Here is a 13278-nt window from a genome sequence, read left to right as displayed (position 1 = left end):
AGAACCCCTCCATGAGCAAGCAAACCCTGTCGTTCCAGGCCGAAGTGGCCCAGCTGCTGCACCTGGTTACCCATTCGCTGTATTCCAACCAGGAAATCTTCCTGCGCGAGCTGATCTCCAACGCGTCGGACGCCTGCGACAAGCTGCGTTTTGAGGCGCTGGACAAGCCCGCCCTGTACGAAGACGCGCCCAACCTTGAAGTGCGCGTGACCTTCGACAAGGCCGCCAAGACGCTGACCATCACCGACAACGGCATCGGCATGAGCCAGCAGGAGGCCATCGACCACCTGGGCACGATTGCCAAGAGCGGCACCAAGGACTTTATGGGCAAGCTCTCGGGCGACCAGAAGGCGGATGCCCAGCTCATCGGCCAGTTCGGCGTGGGCTTCTATTCCGGCTTCATCGTGGCCGACAAGATCACGGTGGAATCGCGCCGTGCGGGCCTGAAGGCCGACGAAGGCGTGCGCTGGATCAGCGGCGGCACGGGCGACTTCGAGGTGGAAACCATCACCCGCGCCCAGCGCGGCACCAGCATCATCCTGCACCTGCGCGATGACGCCGAGGAATACCTCAACGCCTGGAAGCTCAAGCAGGTCATCGCCAAATACTCCGACCACATCAGCCTGCCCATCCTGATGGAAAAGGAAGAGTGGAAAGACGGCGAGCTGATCACCCCCGGCGACGAAGCCGGCGGCCGCCAGCCTGGCGGCATGGTCAAGACCGGCGAGTGGGAAACCATCAACAAGGCCAGCGCCCTGTGGACGCGTCCCAAGAAGGACATCACCGACGAGCAGTACGCCGAGTTCTACAAGACCATCAGCCACGACCACGAAGCCCCACTGACCTGGGCGCACAACCGCGTGGAAGGCAACACCGAATACACGCAGCTGCTGTACATCCCCGCCAAGGCGCCGTTCGATTTGTGGAACCGCGACAAGAAGGCGGGCGTGAAGCTGTATGTGAAGCGTGTGTTCATCATGGACGACGCCGAAGCGCTGATGCCCACCTACCTGCGCTTCGTCAAGGGCGTGATCGACTCGGCCGACCTGCCGCTGAACGTGAGCCGCGAGCTGCTGCAGGAAAGCCGTGACGTGCGGTCCATCCGCGAAGGCTCCACCAAGCGCGTGCTCTCGATGCTGGAAGACCTGGCCAAGCACGACAAGCACGACGCCGCAGCGGGCGCCGACGGCGTGACCGACGTGGTGGATGCCGACGACAAGGCCAAGGAAGGCAAGTACACCGCGTTCTACGCCGAGTTTGGCGCCGTGCTGAAGGAAGGCCTGGGTGAAGACTTTGGCAACCGCGAGCGCCTGGCCAAGCTGCTGCGTTTTGCATCCACCACCAGCGACGCCGTGACGGTCGGTTTTGCCGATTACAAGGCCCGCATGAAGGAAGGCCAGGAGGCGATTTACTACATCACTGCCGACACCCTGGCTGCTGCCAAGAACAGTCCACAGCTCGAAGTCTTCAAGAAAAAGGGCATCGAGGTCCTGCTGATGACCGACCGCGTGGACGAGTGGGCACTGAACTACCTGCACGAGTTTGACGGCACCCCGCTGCAAAGCGTGGCCAAGGGTGCCGTGGACCTGGGCAAGCTGCAGGACGAGGCCGAGAAGAAGGCCGCTGAAGAGGCTGCCGAGGCGTTCAAGCCCGTGCTCGCCAAGCTCAAGGAAGCCCTGAAGGACAAGGCCGAAGACGTGCGCGTGACCACCCGCCTCGTCGATTCACCCGCCTGCCTGGTGGTGCAGGACGACGGCATGAGCACCCAGCTGGCGCGCATGCTCAAGCAGGCCGGCCAGCAGGCGCCCGAGACCAAGCCCGTGCTGGAGGTGAATGCCGAGCACGCGCTGGTCAAGAAGCTCGACGGCAGCGTGCACTTCCATGACCTGGCGCACATCCTGTTCGACCAGGCCCTGCTGGCCGAAGGCGGCTTGCCAGAAGACCCCGCGGCCTATGTGAAGCGTGTGAACGCCTTGCTGGTCTGACCCTGGACGTTTTGCCGGTAAAACGGCAGCGGGCGCTAGTTCCATATGCGCTGGCTGCTATCAAATTTGAATCCCGGTGGTGCCAGGCATCACCGGGATTTTTTCTTGCCGACGGACGGTGGCAGACGCTGCGGCTGGGTTTTGTGCCCCTGGTGGCGAGGGGCCGTATGGTTCGTCAGTCCTGGGACTCGGCCAGTTCCAGGATGCGTGCATGCGCCTGGTTGCGCTCCGCCGGGTCGGCGTCGATCAGCATCTTGAGTGCACCGTCGGGCAGCAGCAGGCCTTTGCGGCGATCGGCCTTGACCGGCATGTTGCGCCAGCCCGATAGCACCAGCCAGTCCCACAACTCAGTGGACACAGGGTGGGTGACCAGCATCTTCACCGTTCCCCGCACGATGAACACCCCCACAACAGGCAGCGAGCCCACAGGCGCTGGCCGACGCGGTTGGCGGATCGATAGGGCGTTGCGGATCCAGTCTTTCATGGGGGCACTGCGTACGGGGTGGGATGCCTGGCAGCATAGCCCAGCGTCGCCCGCAATGCCATCAGCTTGTTGCCAGTTGCGGCTGGAGGTCGCTGCGCTCTGGCAATGGCTCGGTAGCGGGTGCTGTAGTTCCACTTTTCTGCGGTAGCGACACCGCATCCAGCCGGTACCCCACCCCATACACCGCCGTGATCGTGTAGCCGTTGGCCTCCGTCAACTGCAGCTTGCTGCGCAGCCGCGACATGTGGGTGTCCAGGGAGCGCGAAGGGGTGTCGGTGGCGTCGCTCCATACCGCTTCGCGCAGGTGTGAGCGGGACAGCAGGCGGCCCGCGTTGCGGAACAGGAACAGCGCGAGTTCGTATTCGCGGTGTTTGAGCCCGATGGCTTGGCCGTGGATGTGCAGGGTGCGTTGTTCCGCGTCAAAGCGGTACACGCCAAACTCCAGCCGGGCGCCCATGGACTGGGGAAAGGCGCGGCGCAGCAGGGCGGTGGCGCGGGCCACCAGTTCCCCCATGCGCAGGGGCTTGCTCATGAAGTCGTCGGCACCCCGCGACAGGGCCTCGACCACGTCGCGTTCATCGCTGCGGCGGGTGATGAACAGGATGGGCGGCTGCATGCCGTGGGTGTTGCGCACGGTCTGTACCACGTCGGTGCCCTCCATGTCGGGCAGGTGCCAGTCCACGATCAGCAGATCGAAGGTGTCGTTGCGCAGCGCCTGCAGCAGGCTGGTGCCGTCGGCAAAGGTGTGGCACACGTGCTGGTGGCATTCCAGGGTGCCCTTGATCTGCTCCAGCAGGAGAAGGTCGTCGTCAAGGACTGCGATGCGCATGGGGATGGGCTCTGGGGGGTTGGCACCCCGTTGGAATTAACAAAACACCCCCAATTGGGGAGCGCTTTGATGTTGCCCCACATCTGCCCGTCGTGCGCGCGGGTTGACAATCGTTTGCAATGGCCGGGCCTGCGCTGGTGGGGCCTGTCCCCGCCCGATCCGCCTTGTCAGGCCACCAGCGGTTCTTCCTCCATCGCCTCGATCTGCTCGATCAGCATGTCCACTTGCCCGCGCCAGTAGTCGCTGGTGCCAAACCAGGGAAAGTTCACCGGGAAGATCGGGTCTTGCCAGCGGCGCGCGAGCCAGGCGCTGTAGTGGATCAGGCGCAAGGTGCGCAGCGGTTCGATGAGTGCCAGCTCGCGGCGGTCGAAGCTGCGGAACTGTTCGTAGCCGTCGATCAGTGCGCCGAGCTGGTGGGTGCGCTGGCGCCGGTCGCCCGAGAGCAGCATCCACAGGTCCTGCACGGCCGGACCCATGCGCGCGTCGTCCAGGTCCACAAAGTGGGGGCCGCCCCGGCCCCACTCGTCCAGTGGCGTCCACAGGATGTTGCCGGGGTGGCAGTCGCCGTGCAGGCGGATCATGGTGGCATTGTTCAAGCCAAATTGGCCTGTAGCGCTAGTGGAATATGCGCTGGCAGCTATCAAATCAAGAGCTTTGTCGCACTGGGCCTTCCAGGCGGCTTGCATGTCGAGCGGAATGATCTCGTTCATCAGCAGCCAGTCGCGCGATGCCGTGCCAAAGGTGGCCAGGTCCAGCGTCGGCCGGTGCACAAACGGCTGGGCAGTGCCCACGGTGTGGATGCGGGCCAGAAAGCGGCCAATCCATTCCAGCACTTCAAAGTCGTCCAGCTCGGGCTGTCGCCCGCCGCGCCAGGGGCTGACGGAGAACGCAAAGCCATCGTGCTGGTGCAGGGTGGTGCCGTTCAGCACCAGCGGGCCCACGGCGGGCACCTCGGCGGCTATCAGCTCGGCGGCAAAGGCGTGTTCTTCGAGGATCTGGGCCTCAGACCAGCGGCCTGGGCGGTAGAACTTGGCCACCACGCGCTCGCCGTCTTCCAGCGTGACCTGGTACACCCGGTTTTCGTAGGACGACAGGGCCATGAGGCGGCCATCGCCGTACAGGCCCACGCCAGCCAGTGCGTCCAGCACCTGGTCGGGGGTGAGGCGGGCGTAGGGGTGTGTCAGCAGGCTGTCGGGGCTGGGGTGCGTCATGGGGACTATTGTCGGGCCTGGCACCCGACTTCATCCCTCGGTGTGGGCCCCGCCCACACGCTGGCGCGTGGGCGCCAGCGCCTCAAGCCTGGTGCCGCCGCACCGCGTGCAGGCCCAAGGCTGCCGCCAGGGCTGACAGCAGCAGCATGCCCCACTCGCCAAGCGTGGGAATGGATTGCGCACCAGCGGGCGCGCCCGCCAGTGCGAAGCCGCCCGGGTCCTGGATGAACTGGTTGGCGGCGCCGTCATGGTCGCCCAGGCCGCCGTCGGTCAGCGTCAATGTGGCGCTCAGGCGGTCCGGTGCCAGCGCGGCGCGGTTGGCGGGCAGCTCGTACCAGTGAGGCTGCGCGCAGGCGGCGCCCTGGCAGTTGTAGCCGTCGGGGCTAGGGCCGTACTTCATGTACACGGCGCCTGCGGGCACAGGAGTGGTGAACTGCAGGGTCACGGTCGCATCACTTCCTTGCACGCCCCCGCTCAGGTTCAGTGCCAGCAGGCCCAAGGGGAAGCTCACACCTTGCGGAGCAGCCGCTGGGGGCGAAGCGCTGAAGGTGGCGCTCGTGACCTGCCAATTGTTCGTGCCCGGTCCTGCCACCGTACCGCGGCCGCCGCCTGCGTTGGCCCATTGGGCCTGGCAGCTGTTGCTGGCGCCGCCGTTCTGTCCCTGGCACTGCCAGGTGTAGGTGCCGCTGGCATTGGACACCGCGCTGGCCGTGCCCGCGCTGCACAAATTGGCCGTGGGCGCCACCGACAGGCTCTGCCCTGCCGATGCGCCGCAAACGCCAATGACTGCAGCGGCCAGTACGGCAGGCGTGGGCGCCGAGCAGGCCTGCACACCCGCAGCCGTGCCCGCGCTGGCCACCGGGGTCACGCAAAACACAAGGGTCTGGCCCACGTCGGCAAGCGCCGGCGTGTATTGCGCGCTGGTAGCGCCGCCAATGGGCGTGCTGCCGCGCTTCCACACAAAGGTGCTGGCGCCCTGGGGGTCACTGTCTGCGTCGGCATAGACATAGCTGCCAGTGAGCGGCTGGCCCACCTGCGGAGTGCCTGAAACGGCCACGCTGCTGGCCACCGGGGCGGCGTTGGCCGCCCCTGCGGATGTGGGTGCCGAACAGGTTTCCACACCCAAAGCCGTGCCCGCGCTGGCCACCGGGGTCACGCAAAACACAAGGGTCTGGCCCACGTCGGCAGGCACCGGCGTGTACTGCGCGCTGGTAGCGCCGCCAATGGGCGTGCTGCCGCGCTTCCAAACAAAGGTGCTTGCGCCCTGGGGGTCGCTCTCGGCATCGGAATAGCTATAGCTGCCGGTGAGCAGCTGGCCCACTTGCGGTGTGCCGGTAACGGCAACGCTGCTGGCCACCGGGGCGGCGTTGGCGACCAAGGTGGGCTGATAATGCCCGACCACGCGGCCACGGTCATAGTCGGGAATCATCAGGTAGCCCGCCTGGGCGTTGTAGCCCAGGCCCAGCGGGAAATTGAGTCCGGTGGCGGTGAGCGCAGGCGCGTCGCTGGTGAAATTGCCTTGTCCCAGCACATGGTCGGCGGGCGCGCCGTTGGCCTTGGTGGCGGGGTTGTTGTAGACCAGCACCCGGTGGTAGCGGGCATCCGCCGCATACAGGGCGCCATCGGCAAGCACATCGATGCCGAAGACGTCGATACTCATGTTTGAGGCTGACGCGGAACCTGTGCCAGCTGTCGTGAAATCGGGCGCGCCCAGCACGCCGTCGGCGGCGGCGCCGTTGGCCTTGGCCGCGGCGTTGTCGAAGCGCAGGATGCGGCGGTAGCCCGCATCGCTCACGTAGAGGTTGCCGGCGGCATCCACCGTCACGCCGTTGATACTGCCGGAGAAGGTAGATGCTGTGAGCGCAACTGCACCCGCCGTGGTGAGGTTGGCCGCGCCCAGCACACCATCGGCGTCGGCTCCATTGGCCTTGGCGGCGGCGTTGTCAAAGCGCAGCACACGGCGGTTGAGTGAGTCAGACACATACAGCGCGCCGTTGGGGCCCAGGGCGATGCCGTAGAGAACCGCCCCGCCGAAGCGATTGGCGGTGTTACCGGTGCTGCTGCTGGTGAAGTCGGCTTGGCCCAGCACCCCGTCTGCCGCCGCGAAACTGGGCTTGGTGGCCGCGTTGTCGTAGCGCAGCACACGGCGGTTGTCGGAGTCCGTCACGAAGAGCCGCCCGGCGGCATCCATGGCGCAGGTCATGGGGTGGGACAGCGATTGTGCAGAACGCCCGCCGTTGTTGGCGGCGATGCTGGTGAAGTCGGGCTGGCCAAAAACGGCCTCGGCCACACCGCCGTTGGTGACGGCCTGGGCTGCAGAAAAACGCAGGATGCGATGTTGGCCGTAGACGATCACGAACACCTTGCCGGTGGCCGCGTCGGTGCAGATGTCTGAAGGGTCGGCAAAGCGGGAGGCCGATGCACCGCCACCGGCCGTGGTGAAGTCGTCCGCCCCCAGCACCAGCGTGGCGGCCTGGCCGTCGGTCCAGGGAGTGGCGGCGTGGGCGCCCGCTGAAAGGGAGAGGCCCAAGGCCAAGGCTTGCAGCGCCCGCCAGGCGCGGGTTGTCAACATAGAGAGGGTCTGCTTGGGTGGCATGGGCCGTTCATGAATCCAAAGGGATACCGAGAGGGTACATGCTGAAACACTTTGGCATGGAATAAATTTGGCCGCTGTGTGTTATTTGGACCAAATCGGGCTCTGGCGCATGCCCAGTATGCGCGAGCAGCTATGATTTTTATACCAAGTGGTCGGCGTTGCCCGCCGTGTTATGCGGCCTGCAGTGTGGCGATATGCCCCGCACGCGGGTCACCGCTGCCCGCCAGCACGCTGGCAAACAGGGTTTGCGTGGCCTGGGGGCCCGCATGGCGCTGCACCACCAGCCAGGGCTGCGGCCCCGACGACACGGCGGCGCTGAACTGGTTCCACGCCGCCACCAGGCGCTCGTTCAGGCCCTGGGCGCCCCAGTCGGCGTGGCGCTTCTTGACCTGGGCGGGCGCAAAGAACATCACCGGGCGCGGGCCGGGCAGCTGGCCTGCGCCGCCCAGGTCCTGCACGTGGCTGGCGCCCACCGAGCAGCTGTAGGCCAGGCCCGTGAAGTGGGCGTGGATGCGCTGGCGCAGGCCCACGCTGCCCGCAAAGTCGATGTAGACGCTGGGCGTCGCGCCGTCGATCTGGTCCAGTGTGTCGTAGGTGACCACGCGGCTGTAGCAGCCCAGGCTTTCGCAAAACGCCACATTGCCCGGCGAGGTGAGGCCAATGACCTCGATGCCGTCGCGCTGTGCAAGCTGGAAGGCGGTGCCGTAGGCCGTTTTGCTCGACGCGCTGGACAGCAGCATGCGCTTGGCGCCAAAGAACTGCTGGTCGGCCAGAAAGTCGTCGATGAGCCACGAGGTGATGAACAGCGGCCGCAGCAGCGCCTGCACGTCCTCGTTGTCAGCGCGGTACAGCCCGTCGGTGCTGGTGCGCAGGTAGTGGTTGTAGACCGCATGCAGGCCCGCGCGGTGCGGGGCGCCGTCGCTGAAGCCCGTGGGGTTGACACGCTGGGGCGAAAGCACGGCCTGGCTGGCCATGGGCCAGTAGCCATACAACCGCTCGCCCACCGCCACGGCCGGGTGCAGCGACTGCACCACGGTGCCAAAGCCCCACACGGGCACGATGCCCCAGCCGGCCTCGCCGGTGGGGAAGAACTGCCAGTAGTTCAGCATGTCGCCCAGCGCGGCATAGGTGATGTTGTTGGCCGTGAGGGCAAAGGACTCGACCCGCACGCGGACCTGGCCCTCGGCCAGCGGGGTGTCGTCGGTGGTCAACAGGCGGGTGGTGGCCAGCTGGTCCTGGCGCACGAGAAGGGTGGTGGTGCTCATGCCGCGACGCTAAACCAAAGCGGGCGTGCGCTCAAGCAGCGCGCGCCGCCTGGGCGACAGGTGCGCGGCGTGGCGGTGCGCCGGAGTGCCGGAATGCTGACGGGCTCAGTCCGCCGTGGGCTGGGCCAGTTGCTCGAAAGGCAGCGCCTGCTTGACCAGGATGACGGTGCAGGGCGCATCGCGCGCCACGCGCATGGGCACCGTGGCAAAAAAGCGCTGGGTTTGCAGCCCGTGGGTGGCGGCGCCCAGGATCATCATGCTCACGTGGTTGCTGGCCGCATAGCGCACCAGCGCGTGGGCCACGTCGCCCGCTTCGAGCACGTGGTAGCTCACGGCATGCCCGGTCAGGTCCAGCCCCTGTGCCCACTGGCGCAGGCGCGCCATGTGCTGGCGGTGCAGCGTGGTTTCGCTGCGCTCGCTGTCGCTGGTGCTGCTGGCGCCGGGCGACACCACCGTCACGCAGGCCAGCCGTGCGCCGGGGCGGATGCCCAGGGAGCGCGCCACGGCCTGGCGCAGCGAATACAGCGTGGCGTCAGTCACGTCGGCATGGGGCACGGCCACCATGAGGATGGGCGTGTCCTCGATCTGCTGCGAGGGCAGGGGGCTGGGGGTGTAGTGCATGCCCGCTGCGCGCAGCCAGCGTCGCAGGTGGGTGCGCAGTGGCGTGCGCTCGGTGCGCTCGCCGCGTTCGGTGATGAGTACCTGCTCGGGGTTGGACAGGTCAAACGCCAGGTGCGCGGCCGAGGGGTAACGGCTTGCGGCCTCGGGCTCCAGGCAGCGCAGGATGACCTCCTGCAGCCAGGGCGGGATGTCGGCGCGGTGCTTGCGTGGCGGCGCGGGCGTCATCCACAGGCGCTGGCGCATGCCGCCGCTGGTGGTGGGGGCGCCAAAGGGCAGCTCGCCCGTGGCCAGCTCGTACAGCATCACGCCGATGGCAAAGATATCGCTGCGCGGGTCGCCGCGCACGCCCACCACCTGCTCCGGTGCGATCCAGGCGGGCGAGCCCACGGCCTGGCGCATTTCCTCGGCCAGCAGGTCCGGGTAGTGGGCGTGGCACGAGAGGCCAAAGTCCAGCAGCACGGCCGTGCCATCTTCTTTGATGAGCACGTTGGCAGGTTTGAGGTCCAGGTGGCACACGTTCTGCTGGTGCAGGCTGTGCGCGGCGCGCGCCGTGGCCGCGCCCAGGCGGGCTATGGTGGTGATGTCGCAGCGCCCGGGCGCATCCAGCCAGTGCTGCAGCGTCTGGCCGGGGATGTATTCCATGACCAGGTAGGGCAGCCGCACCAGGTCGCCCGCCGCCACAAAACGCGGCACATGCGGGCCGCTGAGCACCGGCAGGATCTGCAGCTCGACCTCGAAGCTCACGATGTTCTCGGCCCCGTCGCCCGCCGTCATGCGCGGGATCTTCATCGCCATGGCAAAGCCGGGGCTGCGGTCGGCCTGCGCGTATTCCACGGCGTAGATGTGGGCCATGCCGCCCGCGTGGATGCAGTCCACCACGCGGAAGCCGTCGATCTCGGTGCCGGGCTCCAGCAGTTTCATGTCACTGGCCTTTTTCGAGCCGGTCGGCGTAGAAGCCGGGCAGGCCCGCCGCGCGGATGGCGGCGGCGGCGGCCAGGTGGTCGTAGGGCACGCGGTAGAACGTGATCTGCTTGGCGGTGTCGTCGAACAGCGCGTACATGGCGCGCGCATCGCCGTCGCGCGGCTGGCCCACGGAGCCCACGATGCCCAGCCACTGGCGGTGCGTTGGCACGGGCACCGGCACGCCGGGCTCGGGCGCAAAGCGCATCAGCTTGGCGGTGGGGGTGAGGAAGTACAGCACCTGCTCGTGCACGTGGCCGCAGAACACATAGCGGATGGCGGGGTCGATGCCTTGCGCTGCGGTCATGCTGCGCTCGGCGGCGTTGGAGTCCTCCACATACCGCCATTGCGCGGGCATGTCGGCACTGGCGTGCACCAGCAAGGCGCTGCTGCCCAGCCGCGCCGTGAGCGGCAGCGACTGCAAAAAGGCGATGTGGCTGTTGCCGAGCTGGTCGTGCGTCCACTGCGCTCCCAGCTCGCTGCGGTTGCGGGGGTTGGCGGGGGGCGCCAGGGCCATGGCGTCGTGGTTGCCCAGCACACACAGGGCACCTTGCTGGGCAAGGTCGCGCACCTGCTCCACCACGGCCACGGGCTCGCCGCCGTACCCCACCAGGTCGCCCAGCAGCGCAAATTGTTCGGCGCCCTGTGCGCGGGCGTGTTGCAGGCAGGCGTCCAGGGCCTGGCGGTTGGCATGGATGTCGGACAGCAGGGCGATTTTCATGGGGTTGTCTCCAACCCCATCATCGCGGGTGTCGCTGAACGCCAGCTTGCAGGCGGCAGTACCTGCGTGGATTCAAAGAAAAAATAGCTGCCAGCGCTTGTGGAGCAAGCGCTGGAAGCTATGGTTTTGGTAGCTCAGAGGCTGCGCTGTGCGGCGACTTTTTTGTCCAGTGCCAGCACCAGGCCCAGCGCAATGATCGCGGGCAGCGCCTGGCTGAAGAAGATCTTGGGCGCTGCGGTGGCGGCGCCAAACACCCCGGCCACGATCACGCAGGCCAGGAAGAAGATCTTGAACACCCGGTTGCCGGTGAACAGCCCCCAGAACAGGCCTGCCGCCAGAAAACCGTTGTACAGCCCCTGGTTGGCCGCCAGCGTGGTGGTGGCGTCGGCCAGCTCCTGGGTCAGGTTGAAGGTCTTCATGCCCAGGGGCTTGTTCCAGAAGAACATTTCGAGCACGAGGATGTACACATGCTCGATGGCCACCAGGGCCACCGCGATGCGGGGGATCAGCAGGCGGCCCATGGTCTTAGACGATCGTGATGGTCACGTCGATGTTGCCGCGCGTGGCGTTGGAGTAGGGGCAAACCTGGTGGGCTGCGTCTACCAGCTTCTGGGCCGTGGCCTTGTCCAGGCCGGGCAGGCTGATCGCCAGGCGGGCAGCGATGCCGTAGGCGTTCGGGATGGGGCCCAGGTCCACTTCGGCGTCGATGGACACGTCCTGGGGCACGGGGATGCCGATCTTGCCGCCGACGGCCTTCATCGCGCCGATGAAGCACGCTGCGTAGCCGGAGGCAAACAGCTGCTCGGGGTTGGTGCCGGTGCCGGACGTACCAGGCGAGGACAGCTTGACGTCCAGGCGGCCGTCATCGGTCTTGGCGGCGCCATCGCGGCCACCGGTCACGTGCGACTTTGCGGTGTACAGGACTTTTTCGAGTGTGGTCATGGTGTCTTCCTTGCGGTTGTTGCCCACTGGCGGGCGGTGGAGGGAATCGGTTCTTGCGTTGTCTGCAGGCCGTCAGCGTTGCTCGCTGAGCCGGTCTCGCAGCTGCTTGAGTTCGGTGGTCAAGGTGGTCAGCTCGGCAATCGAGCACTGGCTGCTTTGCAGCACGCACGGTGGAATGGCTTCGGCCTGGTTGCGCAGCGCGCGGCCTTGTGACGTGAGGGTGATGCGCACGCGGCGCTCGTCCTGCACATCGCGCAACCGGGCAATGTGGCCCTGCGCCTCCAGGCGCTTGAGCAACGGCGTGAGCGTGCCGGAGTCGAGGAACAGGCGCTCGCCCAGCTCGGACACCGTCACGCCATCCTGTTCCCACAACACCAGCATCACGAGGTACTGGGGGTAGGTCAGGCCGATCTGGTCGAGCAGCGGTTTGTACAGCTTGGTCATCGCCAGCGAGGCGGAATACAGCGCAAAGCAGACCTGGTTGTCCAGCCGCAGGATGGCGGGGCTGGGAGTGTGGGGTGTGCTGTGGCTGGGCATGGGGTGAATTGTGGGTGCAAATTCAATTGTGTGCAATTGAATTGTGAAAAACTTTGTTAATGGATGGGATTGTGTGGGTGGGGGTGTGGCGCCGCGCCATCGGTGCTATTCGCGCGTCCCGCTTGCGCAGGCGGGGACGCTGTGCCCCTTTCACCCTTGGAAAATTGCTATCAATAGCAGAGCTGCTAGCGCATGATTCATATGCGCTATCGGCCGATTGGGCTTGAAATTTGGCATGTAGTGGTTCGGGCGGCGATGCACCACCAGGCCCTCAGCGCCCGCTGAACTGCGCGGGCCGGCGCTCGACAAACGCGCGCACGCCTTCGGCCGCATCCTCGCTGTTGGCCAGTTCCTTCTGCACCGGGATGAAGTCCGCCACCGCAGCCGCCTGGCCTTGCTCGATGGCCTTGAGCACATTCAGGCGAGTGGCGACCACCGCACGCGGCGCCTGTGCGGCAATGCGCTGGGCGATCGCCAAGGCCTCGTCCAGCTCCTGGCCAGCCGGCACCACTTTTTGCACAAAGTTCAGGCGGTACGCTTCAGCGCTGCCGAACTCGTCGGCCGTCAGCAGGTGCAGCAGCGCATTGCCCGTGCCCGCGCGCTCGGCCATGCGCAGCGTGGCGCCGCCCGTGGCCATGATGCCGCGCTGCACCTCCATCTGCGAGAAGCGGCAGTTGTCGGCCGCCACCACGATGTCGGCACCCAGCATCAACTCGATGCCCACGGTGAAGCAGATGCCCTTGACCGCCACCACCATGGGCTTGGTACGGCGCCGGTAGCCGGGCAGGCCGTAGTCGTGCGGCTCCACCAGGCCTTCGGGGATGGCTTTTTCGCCGCGCTGCATGTAGGCGCTCACGGCGGGCAGGTCCAGTCCGGCCGTGAAGTGGTCGCCCATGGCATGCAGCACACCGACGCGCAGGTCGGGGTCATCATCCAGTCGGGTGTAGGCCTCCGCCAGCTGGCGGAACATGGGGGGCGTCCAGCCGTTGCGCTTGGCCGGGCGGTTGATGCCGATCAGCAGCACGTGGCCGAGCACCAGGGTGTCGATGCAGCCCTCGGGCGGGGGCGTGGTGCTGGATGGGGTGGTGGTGTTGACTTCTGACATGGCCGGGTCTCCTTTTCGTTTC

12 protein-coding genes are annotated in these 13278 nt (G+C 66.6%); 1 reads left to right on the top strand and 11 read right to left on the bottom strand.

Features of this window, described 5'->3' with window-relative positions; translation table 11 throughout:
• The first annotated feature begins 11 nt into the window (after positions 1–11).
• Positions 12–1985, top strand: a complete 1974-nt coding sequence (gene htpG / locus IB236_RS12050) for a molecular chaperone HtpG (protein ID WP_192420964.1) — start codon at positions 12–14, stop codon at positions 1983–1985.
• A 175-nt stretch (positions 1986–2160) separates the two neighbouring features.
• On the opposite strand, the gene IB236_RS12045 is transcribed toward htpG, so the two are convergent.
• From IB236_RS12045 to IB236_RS11995, 11 genes are all read right to left on the bottom strand, one after another.
• A complete protein-coding gene (locus tag IB236_RS12045) occupies positions 2161–2469 on the bottom strand; it encodes a hypothetical protein (protein ID WP_121941839.1) in 309 nt (102 codons plus the stop codon).
• Between the two features lie 61 nt (positions 2470–2530).
• Positions 2531–3298, bottom strand: a complete 768-nt coding sequence (locus IB236_RS12040) for a response regulator transcription factor (RefSeq protein WP_192420963.1) — start codon at positions 3296–3298, stop codon at positions 2531–2533.
• 167 nt (positions 3299–3465) lie between these two features.
• A complete protein-coding gene (locus tag IB236_RS12035; protein WP_192420962.1) occupies positions 3466–4509 on the bottom strand; it encodes a serine/threonine protein kinase in 1044 nt (347 codons plus the stop codon).
• An 82-nt stretch (positions 4510–4591) separates the two neighbouring features.
• Positions 4592–7081 carry an IPTL-CTERM sorting domain-containing protein gene (locus IB236_RS24320; RefSeq protein ID WP_225581110.1) on the bottom strand — a complete coding sequence of 830 codons (2490 nt, stop codon included), beginning with the start codon at positions 7079–7081 and terminating at the stop codon, positions 4592–4594.
• Positions 7082–7275: 194 nt separating this feature from the next.
• The gene (locus IB236_RS12025; RefSeq protein ID WP_192420961.1) at positions 7276–8370 is read right to left on the bottom strand and encodes a DUF2855 family protein; all 1095 of its coding nucleotides are present in this window, start codon (positions 8368–8370) and stop codon (positions 7276–7278) included.
• A gap of 105 nt (positions 8371–8475) precedes the next feature.
• On the bottom strand, positions 8476–9912 hold the full coding sequence (locus IB236_RS12020; protein ID WP_192420960.1) for a bifunctional serine/threonine-protein kinase/universal stress protein: 1437 nt from the start codon (positions 9910–9912) through the stop codon (positions 8476–8478).
• Position 9913: 1 nt separating this feature from the next.
• Entirely contained in the window at positions 9914–10672 is a 759-nt protein-coding gene (locus tag IB236_RS12015; protein ID WP_056745617.1) for a metallophosphoesterase, read from the bottom strand.
• Between the two features lie 134 nt (positions 10673–10806).
• Complete coding sequence (locus IB236_RS12010; RefSeq protein WP_192420958.1) at positions 10807–11193, bottom strand: DUF1304 domain-containing protein; 387 nt, start codon at positions 11191–11193, stop codon at positions 10807–10809.
• 4 nt (positions 11194–11197) lie between these two features.
• Positions 11198–11614 (bottom strand): organic hydroperoxide resistance protein, encoded by a 417-nt coding sequence (locus IB236_RS12005; protein ID WP_056060042.1) that lies wholly within the window; start codon positions 11612–11614, stop codon positions 11198–11200.
• 72 nt (positions 11615–11686) lie between these two features.
• Positions 11687–12151 (bottom strand): MarR family winged helix-turn-helix transcriptional regulator, encoded by a 465-nt coding sequence (locus tag IB236_RS12000; protein ID WP_099731384.1) that lies wholly within the window; start codon positions 12149–12151, stop codon positions 11687–11689.
• A gap of 271 nt (positions 12152–12422) precedes the next feature.
• Entirely contained in the window at positions 12423–13256 is an 834-nt protein-coding gene (locus IB236_RS11995; RefSeq protein ID WP_192420956.1) for a crotonase/enoyl-CoA hydratase family protein, read from the bottom strand.
• Between the last annotated feature and the right edge of the window lie 22 nt (positions 13257–13278).

Origin of the sequence: Acidovorax sp. ACV02, from assembly GCF_014851475.1 — a bacterium.
Taxonomy (GTDB): Bacteria; Pseudomonadota; Gammaproteobacteria; order Burkholderiales; family Burkholderiaceae_C; genus Acidovorax; species Acidovorax delafieldii.
This window is presented reverse-complemented; position numbering and strand designations above follow the sequence as displayed.